General features: G+C 52.2%; 11 protein-coding genes. 7 read left to right on the top strand and 4 right to left on the bottom strand.

Annotation, left to right across the window (positions count from 1 at the left end):
* Nucleotides 1–17 precede the first annotated feature (17 nt).
* The 4 genes from P2W70_RS24785 (at nt 18) to P2W70_RS24770 (ending at nt 6,933) form a co-directional block, all read left to right on the top strand.
* Nucleotides 18–1,067 carry a Gfo/Idh/MocA family protein gene (locus tag P2W70_RS24785; protein WP_276484234.1) on the top strand — a complete coding sequence of 350 codons (1,050 nt, stop codon included), beginning with the start codon at nt 18–20 and terminating at the stop codon, nt 1,065–1,067.
* Between the two features lie 62 nt (nt 1,068–1,129).
* A complete protein-coding gene (locus P2W70_RS24780) occupies nt 1,130–2,710 on the top strand; it encodes a sodium:solute symporter family transporter (RefSeq protein ID WP_276484233.1) in 1,581 nt (526 codons plus the stop codon).
* An 11-nt stretch (nt 2,711–2,721) separates the two neighbouring features.
* Entirely contained in the window at nt 2,722–4,896 is a 2,175-nt protein-coding gene (locus tag P2W70_RS24775; RefSeq protein ID WP_276484232.1) for an alpha-L-rhamnosidase-related protein, read from the top strand.
* Between the two features lie 24 nt (nt 4,897–4,920).
* Complete coding sequence (locus P2W70_RS24770) at nt 4,921–6,933, top strand: aceric acid hydrolase (RefSeq protein ID WP_276484231.1); 2,013 nt, start codon at nt 4,921–4,923, stop codon at nt 6,931–6,933.
* A 5-nt stretch (nt 6,934–6,938) separates the two neighbouring features.
* Here the strand turns inward: P2W70_RS24770 and P2W70_RS24765 are convergent, their stop codons facing one another.
* The 4 genes from P2W70_RS24765 to P2W70_RS24750 form a co-directional block, all read right to left on the bottom strand.
* Nucleotides 6,939–7,661, bottom strand: a complete 723-nt coding sequence (locus P2W70_RS24765; protein ID WP_276484230.1) for an XAC2610-related protein — start codon at nt 7,659–7,661, stop codon at nt 6,939–6,941.
* A 76-nt stretch (nt 7,662–7,737) separates the two neighbouring features.
* Nucleotides 7,738–8,823 carry an FAD-dependent monooxygenase gene (locus P2W70_RS24760; protein WP_276485388.1) on the bottom strand — a complete coding sequence of 362 codons (1,086 nt, stop codon included), beginning with the start codon at nt 8,821–8,823 and terminating at the stop codon, nt 7,738–7,740.
* Between the two features lie 26 nt (nt 8,824–8,849).
* Nucleotides 8,850–10,763 (bottom strand): LodA/GoxA family CTQ-dependent oxidase, encoded by a 1,914-nt coding sequence (locus tag P2W70_RS24755; protein ID WP_276484229.1) that lies wholly within the window; start codon nt 10,761–10,763, stop codon nt 8,850–8,852.
* Between the two features lie 20 nt (nt 10,764–10,783).
* Complete coding sequence (locus P2W70_RS24750; RefSeq protein WP_276484228.1) at nt 10,784–11,806, bottom strand: catalase family protein; 1,023 nt, start codon at nt 11,804–11,806, stop codon at nt 10,784–10,786.
* Between the two features lie 239 nt (nt 11,807–12,045).
* Here P2W70_RS24750 and P2W70_RS24745 point away from each other — a divergent pair, with 239 nt between their 5' ends.
* The 3 genes from P2W70_RS24745 to P2W70_RS24735 are packed head-to-tail and all read left to right on the top strand — an operon-like array spanning nt 12,046 to nt 15,722.
* A complete protein-coding gene (locus P2W70_RS24745; protein ID WP_276484227.1) occupies nt 12,046–13,650 on the top strand; it encodes a sensor histidine kinase in 1,605 nt (534 codons plus the stop codon).
* A 25-nt stretch (nt 13,651–13,675) separates the two neighbouring features.
* Nucleotides 13,676–15,028, top strand: a complete 1,353-nt coding sequence (locus P2W70_RS24740; protein WP_276484226.1) for a serine hydrolase — start codon at nt 13,676–13,678, stop codon at nt 15,026–15,028.
* A gap of 4 nt (nt 15,029–15,032) precedes the next feature.
* Entirely contained in the window at nt 15,033–15,722 is a 690-nt protein-coding gene (locus P2W70_RS24735) for a LytR/AlgR family response regulator transcription factor (protein ID WP_276484225.1), read from the top strand.
* Nucleotides 15,723–15,894: the final 172 nt, after the last annotated feature.

The following is a 15,894-nucleotide window of genomic DNA, read 5'->3' as shown; positions in this document are numbered from 1 at the left end:
TAATCATATAATAGATCATGTTGAACCTCGGTATTCTCGGTTTGGGTGAAGGGCGCAGTACCATGTCGGCTGCCCTGCAAAGCAGTAAGTGGAACCTGAAGACGATCTGCGACGTAAAGGAGGAGTTATGCCTGCAGCGTGGTAAGGAATTTGATTTTCATCACTACACGCTGCACTATGAAGACATGCTCAACGATCCGGACATTGACGTGATCGCCATCTATACGCCTGATAAATTCCATGCCGACCATATCAAACTGGCCTTGCAGCACAATAAACATGTAGTGTGTACCAAACCCCTGATCGACGACCTGTCTAGGGCGGAGGAGTTGCTGGCCTTGCAACGGCAAACCGGTAAAAAAGTGTTTGTGGGGCAAAGCTCCCGTTTCTTCGAGCCCATGAAGCGGCAACGGACCGATTACGAGGCGGGCCTGATAGGGGAGCTGGTAACGGTAGAATCTTACTACCATGCCGACCACCGCTGGTTTCTCGGTAAGGGCTGGTCGCTGGAGAAAGCCTTTAAATGGTTATACGGCGGACTGAGTCATCCGGTTGATTTCATCCGCTGGTACCTGCCAGAGATAGAAGAAGTGATGGGGTATGGTATGCTGAGTCCTAATGGAAAAGCGGGTGGCCTGCAAAATGAAGACACCATGCATTTCATCTTCAAGGCAAAGGACGGACGTATCGCCCGTGTGAGTGGGGTGTACAGCGGACCGGTACAGCCGGTGGATCGTGACAGTGAAATGAGTTGTATTCTGCGGGGTACGGAAGGGTGCAGTCAGGGCGATTACATGGACCTGCGCTACGCGATCACCGATAGAACGGGCGAAGAACGTATCGTAACCTGGGAACATAAACTAAAACATTACTTCCGCTTTGAAGGCAAAAGCCATCATGCGGGTGAATACCAGAATTACCTCGAGTACTTTGCCGACTCGATCGAACAGGGCTTTACGGCCTATCCCGATCTGTCTGAAGGCATAGGTACGATCGCTGTATTGAAAGCGATGGAGCGATCGCTGGAAACCGGCCGCCCGGTAAAGATCGCAGAGGTCTGGCCATAACGAAAGAGCGGCCATCGCCGCAGCTGGTCCCGAAAGCCCCAACCTACTAACGCATTGACCATATGAATACCATCCTGGATAAATTGCAGCCCATCGACTTCGTGATCGTGGGCGCTTACTTGCTCATCCTGCTTGTCATCGGTTACAAAGCCAGCTTTGGAAAACGTAAAGAAGATGAGACGCTGTTCCTGGCCGGTAATTCGCTGGGATGGGCCAGTATCGGATTCAATATGTGGGGCACCAATGTAGGCCCTTCCATGCTGCTGGCCTTTGCCAGTATCGGATACAGTACCGGTATCGTAGCAGGCAATTTCGAGTGGTATGCATTCGTTTTTCTCTTCTTGCTTTGTATGGTCTTTGCGCCGCGTTACCTCGCTGCCAAAGTGACCACGATGCCTGAGTTCATGGGCAACCGCTATGGCGATTCCACGCGCACCATGCTGGCCTGGTACGCCCTCATCAAAATACTCATCTCCTGGTTGTCGCTCGGCCTGTTTGCCGGTGGCTTCCTCGTACGGCAGATATTGAATATCCCCATGTGGCAATCGGTGATCGTGCTGGTGTCCTTTGCCGGCTTGTTTGCTTTTGCAGGTGGTCTCAAAGCTATTGCCAAGGTGAATGTGTTTCAGATGATCCTGCTGATCATCGTTTCCCTGTTGCTGACCATCATTGGTATTCACAAAGTGGGTGGTATATCGGCGCTGTTTCACAAGGCACCTCCTGAATACTGGAACCTCATTCACCCGGCGAGCGATAAAGGATATCCCTGGCCGGCCATCCTGTTGGGTTATCCGGTAGCAGCCGTTGCTTTCTTTTGTACCGACCAGGCCATGGTGCAATCGGTATTGGGGGCGCGCAACCTCGAGCAGGGGCAGTTGGGGGTGAACTTCATAGGCTGGTTGAAGATCTTGTCGTTGCCCTTGTTCATCGTGCCCGGTATCCTCTGTTTTGAATTGTTTCCTAACCTCAGCAATCCCAATGAAGCCTATATGACCATGGTGACCAATCTCTTTCCCCCGGGGCTGAATGGATTGGTGATTGTGGTGTTGATCGCCGTGCTGGTGGGCACCATCGGGTCATCGCTCAATTCGCTGAGTACGGTGTTTACGATGGATATCTATCGTAAGAAGATCAATCCGGCCGCCACCAACAAACAATTGATCCGGGTGGGTAGGATGACGGTAGCCGGCGGCTGTTTGTTTGCCATCGTGATGGCGCTGGCCATCGACAATATCCGCGGCCTCAATCTCTTTGATGTATTCCAGTCGGTACTGGGGTTCATCGCGCCGCCGTTGTCGGTGGTGTTCCTGCTATCGGTTTTCTGGAAACGAACCACGCGACTGGCGGTGAATGTGATCCTCTCGGCAGGATCGGCTTTCAGTTTGGGCATTGGTGTCATATACCTGTGGGTACTGACGCCCGATAAATACGATTTCTGGCCGCATTACCTTTTATTGTCTTTCTACATTTTTGCGGTGCTGTTGGTAGTAGCGGTATTGTTGTCGTTGTTTGATCCCAAACCTACCCGTTTTGTACAGCAATCCGGGACCTTACCCAAACCTACCAGGCGGGTCTGGATACTGTGGATTTCGCTGATCATCATCATGCTCAGTCTCTATCTATTCTTTAATGGACATCACTAATCTTCGCTGATATGAAACATAAACTGCTTGCTATTCTTCTTGTATTGGTTGCACAGGGTGCATGGGCCCAGCAGGCTACCTGGATATGGTATCCTGGTGACTACGAGATCTGGCTGGCCAACAAAATGCAAAACCGTCGTACCGAGAAGGGGGCTTTCTTTCCACCCTTCTGGCGCATGGATGCGCATTATGTACTGATGGATTTTCACAAGGTATTTGAGCTGGCGGCGCCGGAAGAGATTACCATTCATGCAGAGGGGCCGTACAATATTAAGATCGACTCGCGCATGCTGCCCGGCATGCCGGCCAAACTGACCATTCCTGCGGGTAAACACCGGATCAACATTAAAGTGTATAACCAGGCGGCTGTTCCTGCACTGTATGTACAGGGTCGCACCATCTTCACAGACAGCAGCTGGCTGGTGACGAATGAAGACAAAGAGTGGATCGATGAGTCGGGCAAGGTAAGTGACCAGAGCGGCACCACCTGGTTGAAAGCCGGTAGCTGGAATTTCAACGAGCCGGGCAGCCTGCCCTCTGCTTTTGAATTGAAGCGCCAGTTGCTGCAACCTGTGTCGGCAGAGCGCAAAGGCAATAGCCTTCTGCTGGATTTTGGCAAAGAAACCTTTGGTTACCTGCAACTGAATGGCGTAACGGGTAAAGGGCCGGTGACGATCTACTACGGGGAATCGAAGGAAGAGGCATTATCCCCCGAAGGGGCCGAAACCTTGGATAAGCTGGCCATCAATAACAACAGTAAAGGGGTGGTAATGACGCCGAGTACCAAGGCCTTCCGCTATGTAAACGTGCAATACGATCCTGCTGTGCAGATCGATTCTGTATCGATGTGGTACGAATACCTGCCAGTGGAAGACAAGGGTTCTTTCCGGTCGTCGGACGAGGAGTTGAATAAGATCTATGACGTGGCCAAATATACCCTGCACCTCAATACCCGGGAGTTTTTCATCGATGGTATCAAGCGGGACCGCTGGATCTGGAGTGGTGATGCCAACCAGAGCTACCTGATGAACTATTACCTGTTGTTTGACAATGCATCCGTCCGTCGAACCATCCTGGCGTTGCGCGGCAAAGATCCGGTGAGCAGTCATATCAATACCATCATGGATTATACCTTCTATTGGTTCCTGGGTATTTATGATTATTATACCTATTCCGGCGATAAGGCATTCTTGCAACAATTGTATCCACGTATGCAAAGCCTCATGGAGTATTGTCTGGGCAGAAGGAATAAGGACGGTTTGATGGAAGGGCAATCGGGCGACTGGGTGTTCATCGATTGGGCCGATGGCCTGAGCAAGCAAGGCGAAGTAAGTTTTGAGCAAATGCTGTTGTGTCGTAGCCTGGAAACGATGGCGCTATGCGCGGAGATCGCTGGTGATGCACCTGGTGTCAAAAAGTACGAAGCGCTTGGTGCTGAGCTGCGCAAGAAGCTGTTCTCGATCTACTGGAATGAATCGAAGCAGGCGTTGGTGCATAGCCGGGTAAATGGAGCGCCGACGGACAATGTAACCCGCTATACCAATATGTTCGGCATCTTCTTTAATTATTTCAACGACCAGCAAAAGCAGGGCGTGAAGCAACAGGTGTTGCTCAATAACCAGGTGCCGAAGATCACGACACCTTATATGCGTTTTTATGAGTTGGAAGCGCTTTGCGCACTGGGTGAGCAGGCATACGTATTAAAAGAAATGAAAGACTACTGGGGTGGCATGCTGAAGCTAGGCGCTACCTCTTTCTGGGAAGAATACAATCCGTCTAAAACTGGAGCAGAACATTACGCGATGTATGGCAGGCCTTTTGGTAAAAGCCTTTGTCACGCCTGGGGCGCGAGTCCGCTCTACCTGTTGGGGCGTTACTACCTGGGTGTGCAGCCTACATCGCCCGGCTATCAAACTTATTCAATAACGCCGGTGCTTGGCGGTTTACAGTGGATGGAAGGCAAGGTGCCGGTACCTGGGGGAGAGGTGTCTTTGTACTGCAGCACCTCGCAGATCAAAGTGAAGGGAGCTGCGGGCGTAGGCACGTTGCGTTTCACCAGCACGGGCAAGCCGGTGTGTAAAACGGCGACGATTCGTAGCACGGGTACCAGTCAATACGAAATGGATGTAGAGGCTGGTGTAGAATACCTGGTGACGTATAAAGCTGTACCAGGAATTAAGAAATAGGCAATGGCCTCAAAATACATGATCATGGTAAAGAAGATGGTAATGGCCGCCTGTGTGGTAGGCCTGGTGTCGCCCGTGCAAGCGCAAAACAAAGCCTTAACGAATACGACACACAGCAAGCATGCTGTTTTGTATGCCCCGGGACTGGGCGAGGTTCGCTGGACTACAGGGTTTTGGGCCGAGCGGTTTACGGTGTGTAAAGAGTCCATGGTGCCGCGGCTGTGGAGCATCTATATGGATGCAGACAGGAGTCATGCGTTTAAGAACTTTGAGATCGCTGCCGGGTTGGATACCGGCAAACACAAAGGACCTTCTTTTCATGATGGTGATTTCTACAAAACACTGGAAGCCGTAGCTGCCATTTATGCCGTATCGCGTGACCCCAAGTTGGATGCGATGATGGACAAGGCTATTGCGGTGATCGCCAAAGGACAGCGGGCCGATGGGTATATCTATACGAAGTCGGTGATCGAACAAAAGCGTACAGGTACACAGAAACAGTTTGATGACCGCCTGAGTTTTGAAGCGTACAATATCGGGCACCTGATGACGGCAGCCTGTGTGCACTTCCGGGCAACGGGTAAAACAACCTTGCTGGAGGTGGCTAAGAAAGCGGGTGATTTCCTGATCGGGTTTTATACCCGGGCAACGCCTGAACAGGCGCGCAACGCGATCTGTCCGTCGCATTATATGGGCATTATTGAGTTGTACAGGGCAACCAGCGAGAAGAAATATTTATCCTTAGCGCAGAAGCTGATCGATATCCGGGGCCTCACGGAAGGGACGGACGATAATTCCGACCGTACCCGCTTCCGGGAAATGCAGAAAGTGGTGGGGCATGCCGTGCGGGCCAATTATTTGTTTGCCGGCGTGGCAGATGTGTATACAGAAACAGGCGACACCACCTTGCTGCCAGCGCTGAACCGGATGTGGGACAATGTCGTGAACCACAAGATGTATGTTACCGGAGGCTGCGGTGCCTTGTACGATGGTGTATCGGTTGATGGAGCGTCTTACAATCCCGATACGGTCCAGAAAGTGCATCAGTCGTATGGCAAGGATTATCAGTTGCCGAACCTCAGTGCCCACAATGAAACCTGCGCCAATATTGGTAATGTATTGTGGAACTGGCGCATGCTGCAGATGACGGGTGAAAGTCGTTATGCCGATGTGGTAGAGCTGGCGTTGTACAACAGTGTGTTGTCGGGTGTGAGCATGGACGGCAGCAAATATTTTTATACCAATCCATTGGCTGCTTCCAGGGACTATCCTTACCAATTGCGTTGGATGGGCGGCCGGCAGGAATATATTGGTTTGTCGAATTGTTGTCCGCCCAATACCGTGCGTACGTTGGCGGAGGTGAGTAATTATGTATATAGTCTTTCCGATGCGGCTGTGCAGGTTAACCTGTATGGTGGAAATGCCTTGAATACGGTATTGAAGAATGGGCGTGCCATCAGCGTACAGCAGGAAACCGACTATCCCTGGCAGGGCAAGGTGACTATCCAGTTGGATGGCCTGCCTGCGGGTGGCTTTGCGGTGAAGCTGCGCATCCCCGGCTGGTGCAAGCAATTCAAGCTGACCGCCAATGGTGTTGCAGTACATACGGTAGAGAATGGTTATGCCGTGATTACCCGTACCTGGAAGGGGAAAGGAGATGTAGTGGTGTTGGATATGGATATGCCAGCCACCCTGCTCGAAACGCACCATTTGGTGGAGGAGACGCGCAACCAGGTGGCGGTAAAGCGGGGTCCGTTGGTGTATTGCCTGGAGTCGGCCGACCTGGCTGGAGCTAATGTATTTGATGTGACCCTGCCGGTGAACATCGCGCTCAAGCCGGTAGCTAAAGAGGTGGCAGGGGGCAAGCTGATGGCCCTGCAAGGACAGGCACAATTGCTGATGCGCAATAATGCCAACAGCCTCTACCAGGAAGTGTCTACCCGCACTAAACCGGTGGCAGTGACCCTGATCCCGTATTATGCCTGGGCCAACCGCGGTCAGACGGATATGACGGTCTGGATGCCGTTGATGCGGTAGGTGAATCAATCCTCCTCGATCACCAGCGGTTTGAAGTTTTTAACTTTGACGGGGCAGAGCAAGCTTGATTTTTTCTCCAGCGTGGTTTTCATCTGTCCATCTTTATCCAATTCTTGTACGGTTATTTGTCTGCCATCAACGTCTACAGAAGCAAATTCAACCACACTATCGCCACTAATCCGTAAAAAGCTGGTAGTGCAACTGCCGGTTAGTGCCAATGATTCCAAGCAGTTTAATGTTTTGTTGTAGTTGATATTGGGGTAGTCATCTGCGCCCTTCAATATCTTTAGCTGATCGCCTGCCTGATCGTATAGGAACATTTCGTAGAATGAATTCCCACCCCTGGCCCCGGTCCCTATAAAGTATCTTAGGTCGTTGAAGCGGTCGTTGTTATAGTCAAGTACCGTCGGGTCACTCACACCGGCATATACGCCATCCTGATTGAATTCATTCTTCAACAACCAACCAGTATCGCGGCGGCTGTAAAATTTGATCGTGACCCAGGCCGTATCGCCCTGTCGGTAATTAACCAGTTCTACCTTGTTGTGCTTTTTGCTGCCAATGCGCAGGCTGTCTGTGAATGTTTCTGCTATTGTCACAGTGTCCTGAATTTTTACAAGCTCTGCTGTCGGCAGCGAGTCCCAGCGAGGAGCGGGCGTAGTTTTTGGTGGTTCCTGTCCGCAGGCAATGAATAACAGCAGCAGGAAGTAGGGAAGGTGCTTCATCATGGAGGGGCTTGCTACTGTAATGTACAATATGTAAATCTCAATAAAAAATGAAAAGCCGACTTGCCGCCACCCACTGTTAACCCGCCTGCGACACGTTTACCTGCCTTCTTTTCCAAAACGCACTCTCCGGCCAACGCTGTTCCAGGTTGTATTGGTTTTGCAGCATGCCGAGACATTGGTTGAAGGTCGTTTGCTGTACATAACGATAAGCGTCCATGGCTTCGGGATTGCCCATGAGCTGATCTTTGATGGCCATCGCGGCATAGAGGCTGCTGCCCAGCGCGGCCGTGATGCCGTAGGAGGTGAGTGGGTCATAGGTACAGGCCGCATCGCCTACCGCCAACCAGAGGCGGCCCGCCAGTTGATCGAGGTGAGAGGTAGAAGCCGGTTTCGCGTGTACGGTGGCAAAAGGTTGTCCATGAGAAGTCGCCAGGTGTGTACGCAGGTAAACGGTTTCCTGCAGTTTGTCGGTGAGCCATTGCGGTAGTTGAGTTGCATTGATCTCCTGCAGGTCTGCATCCGTCATAAAATTGAGGGCAAGGTGCTGGTTCGATACCGAAGCGGCATACCACCAGCCATCTTGCGTGGCCTCGATGAAGGTCATATTGGCCAGCGTTTTGGGCAGTGGTGCCCATTTGGTAAAATAACCTGTCAGACGGTCCAGGCTCTTGCGCTGGCTGCCAACTTTACGCGCCAGTATGGCCGAGCGTCCACTGGCGTCGACGACAAAGGCGGCAGTTATCACCATACGTGCTCCGTCGGCATCGGTACAGGTAATGGATACATGATCGGGCTCCTCCTGGCAATCGATAAACGTCCAGCCGGCGAGCCATTGGGTGCCGATGCGCTCCGCCGACCAGCGCAGTTGCTTTTCGAAATAAGGCCGGTTGATATGAAACCCATCACCATGCGGCTCAGCCAGGAAAGCCCGGTCCTGTACCTGATCCTGCCCCCAGATCACCGTGTTGCCCACGCTCCGGATATGCCGGTGGTCCTGGAGAATATATTCTATGCCCAGCTGCCTAAAGACGGGATAGGCATTGGGCGGGATGGTTTCACCCGGTTTATAGGCTGTCGTCTGTGTTTCCAATACCACACAGGGTATGCCGAGTCGGCACAAGGCAATAGCGGTGGCAGCCCCTGCCGGGCCGCCACCTACTATTACTACTGGAAGATGTACGTGCTTTTTTATAACTCGTGTCGTTTTACAGGATGACTTTCTCGTTTGGTGGTCACGCGTGGTGCGCCCTCGGTCAGGAATACCGCTTCTTCGCCTGGTACTTCCGTTGCTACCAGGTCTTGCTCGGCACGTATTACCTGTATATAGGTAGGGTCATCGCCGCCAGGTCCACTGCGTTCGGTCTCTACCCACCACTCAACAGGCAGGAAAGGATCGCCAGTTTTGTTGGTGTGTTTGGCGATCACGCCCAATTGGTGCCAGCGGGCGATCATGTTGTTGATGCGCCCTACATAAGAAGGCGAGAAGTCGCGAAGCCAGTCCACGCGGTAGGCAAAATGCTTGAGCCGCTGTCCGCTGTTGAGACCGCTTTTGGTGGCCCGCATAAAACTATCCATGCTGAAGATATGGTTCGGTACCCGCGCCGCCCAGAAGGAGGGGATAGGCAGGTACAAAGTAGTATCATATCCCGAAAGGCAGGAGGCTTCGTCCGTTTGCCAGGGCACGCCCAGCCACCGGGTGATGGAGCCCGGTCCGCTGCCATCCAGGGGGCCATTTGGGCCCAGGGCGATGGCGGGTGTCAGCAAAGGACCATAGTCGTCGCTGACTGGTTTGTTTTCGGGCAACACTTTCAGTCGGAAGGGCTCCATCCACATACTCAGGTGTCGGAAAGGCCAGGTGATCTCGATACCGGGGTGGAAAGGACCGCCCAGGCATTCCTCCAGCGGCGCTTTCAACAAGGCTGCTACTTGCTGAGCGGGCGTCTTTGCTTCGAAGGGTGTATCTACCGGTGGCGTACCCGTGGTGAAATCTCCATCGGCCCAACGGTTGAGCCAACTGTATTGCGTGGCCGTAACAGAGAGGTCTACATGCGGCATCTTTTCATAGTCGCCAAACAGGTCGCCATAATAGGGCGGTATCAGGTCGGGTTGATAGGTGTCGGAAGCTGTATTCCGGAACCACTTGAATACATGCTTGCGTTGCGCCTCGTTGATAGCCGAAGGATCGCTCAGGATCTTGAGGAATTCAGGATTGTTGAAGTCACTGGGCGAGTTGGTACCAAACAACATAAAGAACCCTTCATTTACCCATTGTGCACTTGTCATGCGTTGCAGGATGGGATAGATATGTTCCCAGAAGTTGAGCTTCGAGGGGCCTTCCAGCCATCCCTCCCGTACATACAGATCATAGACTACATCGTACATGGTAACCAGCGAAAACAAACCGGGACCGAAATTGGGCGGCGTGCACACCACAAAAGCGGGTGTGGCTTCCATTGTAGCGCCATTGATGGTGACTGTGGCCCTTACAGTACCATCCGATACATCATCGTGCCAGCCATCGTTGTTGGCAAAAGTGATGGCCGGCCGGCCATCGCGCGAAGCGCTGTTGCCATCGCCGCCAAACACCAGCAAACGACCCTGATCGTCGGTGCGCAGTTCGCCCAGCGGCACGGTCTTGTCGAAGAATTTACCACTATCGAATTTGTAGTTGTCGCCCGACTGGTTGATGCCGGCAATGGTGCGCGTGCCCGGATCGATCACCAGTTGGTGCCTGTCTACGCCATTGAGGCCGCCATTGCGGTGTGTAGAGTTGATGGACTGTTCGCCCAGGTCAAGTGCATTGTTGAACTGGTACCAGCCTGCTTTGCGGTTGGCGATGTGTACGGTCCAGGAGATCTCCACCTGCAAGCCATCGGTACCTGCATGGAGCTCTCCGATGGGTTGGTTGTTGGCATCCAGGGCGTAGATGCGGAAGCGGGGCACCTGTTTCTTGAACAGGTTGTCGCCGTCTTTATACCCTCCTTCAGGTGCAGGCGCTTTACCGGGTTCATCGGAGGCCAAAAAGTATTCGGGTGAATTGCCGATACGGGCAATGCCGATGGCCGGGTAAATGGCCACTTTCTTAATATCGTTGCGGTTCATAAGTAGTCGTTTTAGTTCGGTTATGGTTGCTTCAGCTCACGGGCAGCTTGTGGTTCTACGGCCGGTACACCATTTTTGAAGCGGCGCAAGGCAGCACCTGCCTGGTACACCACTTTGCGTACATCACTGATGCTACCCTGGGGTTCGTGTTCTTTCAGGGTGCGCCACGGATTGAAAGATAGATTTTCGCCATACTCCGCCTGTCCCTGCACGCTTACATCCTGCTGACGAAGCACCAGCGTCGCCAACTGAACAGGTGGTGAGGTTTCTTCCGACCATTGTACCGTTGCCTTGTCCAGCGGCATAGTAGCCAAATCGGTCTGGAATTGTACCATGAACCGGAATTGTGCTTCGCCCATATTCAGCCGGGCCTGCAGGTCGGCGGCCAGGTAATCGGCATTGTTCTGACTGGGCGGCGCACTGAAAGGCGGACCAATTGGCTCCAGCTTGTATTTAACGAAGCGATCGCCGAAAGCGTAAGGTAGTCCGCTCCAATAAGGCGAAGTGAGACAACTGGGTACTACTTTGGCCATCTCGTCGAGGATCTTCGCCGTGATGGGATGGCTGTCGAGGTATTTGTTGTAATCATGTTCTACCGCACCGGCATAGGTGAATTCGCACATGTCCATGGCTGTGTCGACGAAAAACACATCCATGTTTTGGAGGATAAAGTCTGCCGTAGTGGCGTTCTCATCGCCAGGCAACAGTTTAGTACCGGGCACACCGAATAATTTAATACCGACACCGACGGTCGATTTCAGGTCGCCAAGACCCGGCAGGGTGTCGCTGGAGAACCGTACCCAGGCATCGAGCCGGTCGTGGGCAAAGATGCCTACCCGGTACTCTTGTGGTAATCCTGGTGTAATGATAAAGTCGGCTTTGGCTACGCCATGTGGCTTGAGGAAAACCGCTCTGCGTACCGGGCATTGTCCCGCCAGAATGCGGTTGCCCATGGTCATGTCGACAAACATTTGCTTAAGTGCTGCTACCGGATCGCGACCGCAATCGGGTGTAGAAGAGCTGGCTTTTTGCTGGATCTTCATGTTTCATGGATTTTTTGGAGAATGGTAATGACGCCGTGAATGTACCGTGTATACTACCTGCGCAGATACCGTGTTTTCACCCTAAGCGTGCGAATAAATTACGGTATTTCCGGTGTGGCAGATTGGTTCGCCAGGAAACTGAACCAACGTACCTGTATCCGTCCCAGTTTTAGCACTATTCGTAACATTTGCTACGTGTGCCTGTTGCGATGCTGTAATCTTGCTGAAAAGAAATAAAGATGCAGAACCCTCAACCAATACAACCCCATACCACACCGTCTGCAGCTACGCTGCGGTGGAAACAGCATGAGACGGTCCTCGCCTCGGTATTTTTCATAGCCTGGATACTGCACGCTGTGTTGCTCATGATCTCGCTTAAGGCGCAGGGCGTGCAGGAGCTTTTCATGGACGTTTATCGAAGCCACGGTATACACTTCAAGTATTATAAAAACGTATTGTTCCCGCAGATCGCTATAGGCCTGTTGGCTTACCTCGCGTACCTGCTGATCGCCTGGTTGATCATTCCGCTGTTCACTGCCATAGATTGGAAGGGGAGCACAGCCGCTATTCTTCGCAAGGTGTTCTCGGGGATCGCGGTGTTGTTGCTGATCAGTTGGCTGCTGGCATTGGGCGTTAATCTCATCACCTGGTATGCACATCCCTGGTGGTTCAATTATGGCCATTTTCAGGCATTGGCATTGTTCGGCTACAATGATCATCCAATGGACAACCTGTCCTTTGGCTGGTGGAATGCGGTGAAACTCGTTGCCAACTATACCGCTTTCTTTCTGCTGATACGATTGCTCATCCGTTACCTGGACAGGCCGGGGCCCAAACGGGCCTACCGCGTGCTCATCGTAAACCAGTGTACGATGTTTGCGCTGATCTATTTTTCAGTGATGGTACTGGTGGGTATATTGACCGGTTGGACGAATAGTCTGCGATTTATAGGCAATTGGTTTGTGCCGGCCATTTTCGCACTCTTTATGGTCAATACGTACAGAGTCTTTCCACGCAACCAGTCGGGTTCCTTCTGGGAGAAAAAGATGTTGGTCCACCTGTTGTTGTATTCAGTCGTCTGCACCTTTCCTTTGTTTATGATCGCGGGTTTTGGGGTGTCGTCAATGGCTAACGTTGGTTTCTTCGTATGCCTGGGTGTGCAATGGATGATCACCATTCCTGTATCCTGGTACCTCTTCAATCAGCGAAAAGACCGTATCCTGCAGTTACGTGGCGTAGAGAAAGCCCTTGTGCAAACGAAGGCCGATCTGCAGTTGCTGCGGTCGCAGATCAATCCGCATTTCCTGTTCAATGCGCTAAATACGTTGTATGGAACGGCATTGCGCGAAAACGCATCCGATGCGGCTGCGGGCATCCAAAAGCTGGGAGACATGATGCGCTTCATGTTGCACGACAATCACCTCGATGCCATTCCGCTGGAGCGGGAGGTAGAGTACCTGCAGAATTACATCGATCTCCAAAAGTTACGCATACAAACGCAGCCGGATATTCAAATAACACATGATATACAAACGGAGCGTTGCCCCCTGTCGATTGCGCCGATGCTGCTGATCCCTTTTGTAGAGAATGCCTTTAAGCATGGCATCAGCCTGCGCAACCCGTCCTGGATACGGATAGCACTCGCTTGTGAGGAAGGGGTTATTCGTTTCACCGTCAGCAACAGCGTGCATCCTCATCAACCAGGTGATCCCGAACAGCAGCATTCCGGCATTGGTCTGCAAAACGTACGCGAACGATTGGCACTGGTGTATCCCGGAAAACATTCCTTACAAATCACAGACGATGGACAAGAGTTTGCCATTGCCTTAACCATTCAAGCCTAGCTACTAATCTCTAAAAAACAATTCCATGCGTTATATTTTCACCCTGGCCATTTTATTGGCCCTGACTGTTATTGCCTTTTCTCAAGACAGTGTTTACGCCAAGCTCGATGCGCTGATGAAGGCGTATACGGTGCAGGATAAATTCAGCGGTACTGTGCTGGTCGCCCGTGAGGGAAAAATACTGCTCTCCAAAGGGTATGGATACAAAAACCAGCAAGCCCGTTCCCTCAACGACACCAATACCCTCTTCCAGATTGCTTCGATCACGAAACAATTTACTTCGACGCTGATCCTGCAACTGGTAGAGCAGGGGAGGCTGCAGTTGTCTGATAAGCTCAGTCGCTTCTTTCCCGATTTTCCCCGAGGCGATAGCATTACCATCGAACACCTGTTGACACACACCTCCGGCATCGATCACCTGACCACCGATGTGTCACATTTGCGCCTTCCGTACCGGGGGGCTGCCGCTCCCGACTCCATACGGAACCGGTTCAAAGAACAGCCACTCGACTTTCTGCCGGGCACCAAATGGAGCTACAGCAATGCGGGGTATGTGCTGCTGGGACTGATCATCGAGCAGCGTACCGGCCTTACCTGGTTTGAAGCCGTGCGAAAGAATATCCTGGTGCCGCTGCGGATGAAGCACAGCGGTCTCGATTTTAAAAGGCTGGTCAGTGCTGACAAAGCCACCGGCTATTATGCCGATTCATCGGAGGCGCCCACAAAAATACCACCCATACTCGACTCGCTGGAACCCTATGCAGCGGGCGCCATCTACGGAACCGCAACCGATCTTTACAAATGGCACCGGGCATTGCAGCGGTATGCACTGGTACGACAGCCTTTGATGGAGCGTGCCTATACGCCGTTGCTGAATCACTATGGATATGGCTGGATTATTGATTCGGTGTATGGTAAGCGGGGAGTGTCGCACAGCGGTGGTATATTTGGGTTCAGGAGCAACCTGTACAGGGTGCCTGCCGACGATGTCTGCGTGATCCTGCTGGCCAATATGGAAACGGAGAGCCGCGACCAGATCACCCGCAACCTGCTGGCCATCGTGTACGGACAGCCCTATCAGTTGCCGGTGAAGCGAACTGCAGTGATCTTACCGGAATCGGTGCTGGCAGGCTATGTAGGCACCTATCAGCTGGAAGTGAACGGACTCCTGATAGACATGGTGTTGGAAAACGGCCGTTTAAAAGGAAAGCCGCAGCGTGGGCCGGTATCTGAGTTGATGGCTCTCGATGAAATGAATTTCTACCTGAGCGATAACCACGAGTTCCTGATCCGGTTTGAGAAGGATGCCACAGGTAAAGTAATAAAACTATGGATCAACAACGGCGACAAGCAAAGCGCTGCGCCGAAGATTAAATAACGGTATGTTGAAAGCATTTGTCATAGATGATGAGCCGATTGCCATCGAGGTGGTGAAAGCATTGGCGGCCAAAGTACCCTTTGTGGAACTGACGCACAGTTTTACCAATGCCTTCGATGCCGTTGAACCTTTGCGCCAGCAGCGGCCCGACCTGTTGTTTCTCGATATCAAGATGCCGGATATCTCCGGCATTGATTTTCTCCGGTCGTTGCCCGATCCGCCCATGGTGATCATGACGACTGCCTACAGCGAGCATGCCGTACAAAGCTTTGACCTGGATGTGATCGATTTTCTGCTGAAACCTTTCTCGCAGGTGCGGTTCCTGAAGGCCTGCAGCAAGGCGATGGAACAACATGAATTGCGCAGCAGGGCTGGGCATAAAGGGGCGCCGGCCCACCTGTTTGTGAAGAGTGGGTATGAACAGGTAAAGATCCTGCTCGATGAGTTGCTGTATGTAGAGAGCAATGCCAACTACGTCCGGTTTGTGTTGACTGACCGTGTATTGTTGTCGCGCCTTACCATGGCAGATGCAACGGAGTTGTTGCCTGCTTTTGTACGTATTCATCGCTCTTTCCTGGTAGCACCTGCCCACATCACCAAAATAGATAAGAACAATGTGTGGATCGGCAACACGGAATTGCCGGTGGGGCCGGGCTATAGCCAGGCTGTTGAAAAGATCCTGGGGAAGCGGTAGCGCTGCCGGTTGCCAAAATAGTCAAATATTCCATCATCTTGCATCGATATGCCATTTGCGGCGGCCCGCAATCCCTGTATTTTTATGACCTCAATTGATCATCATCTTCTCCCGGTAGCCAACCGGTAGAGTCAAGAGTTTCATATAGCAAAAAGCAAGCAAGTTGGGGTAA

The sequence above is a fragment of the Paraflavitalea pollutisoli genome, assembly GCF_029360705.1.
Lineage (GTDB): Bacteria > Bacteroidota > Bacteroidia > Chitinophagales > Chitinophagaceae > Paraflavitalea > Paraflavitalea pollutisoli.
This window is presented reverse-complemented; position numbering and strand designations above follow the sequence as displayed.

Coding starts and splice junctions, on each gene's coding strand:
- P2W70_RS24780 (WP_276484233.1), top strand. CDS start 1,130: ATGAATACCATCCTGGATAAATTGCAGCCCATCGACTTCGTGATCGTG.
- P2W70_RS24740 (WP_276484226.1), top strand. CDS start 13,676: ATGCGTTATATTTTCACCCTGGCCATTTTATTGGCCCTGACTGTTATT.
- P2W70_RS24775 (WP_276484232.1), top strand. CDS start 2,722: ATGAAACATAAACTGCTTGCTATTCTTCTTGTATTGGTTGCACAGGGT.
- P2W70_RS24755 (WP_276484229.1), bottom strand. CDS start 10,763: ATGAACCGCAACGATATTAAGAAAGTGGCCATTTACCCGGCCATCGGC.
- P2W70_RS24745 (WP_276484227.1), top strand. CDS start 12,046: ATGCAGAACCCTCAACCAATACAACCCCATACCACACCGTCTGCAGCT.
- P2W70_RS24770 (WP_276484231.1), top strand. CDS start 4,921: ATGGTAAAGAAGATGGTAATGGCCGCCTGTGTGGTAGGCCTGGTGTCG.
- P2W70_RS24785 (WP_276484234.1), top strand. CDS start 18: ATGTTGAACCTCGGTATTCTCGGTTTGGGTGAAGGGCGCAGTACCATG.
- P2W70_RS24750 (WP_276484228.1), bottom strand. CDS start 11,806: ATGAAGATCCAGCAAAAAGCCAGCTCTTCTACACCCGATTGCGGTCGC.
- P2W70_RS24765 (WP_276484230.1), bottom strand. CDS start 7,661: ATGATGAAGCACCTTCCCTACTTCCTGCTGCTGTTATTCATTGCCTGC.
- P2W70_RS24735 (WP_276484225.1), top strand. CDS start 15,033: ATGTTGAAAGCATTTGTCATAGATGATGAGCCGATTGCCATCGAGGTG.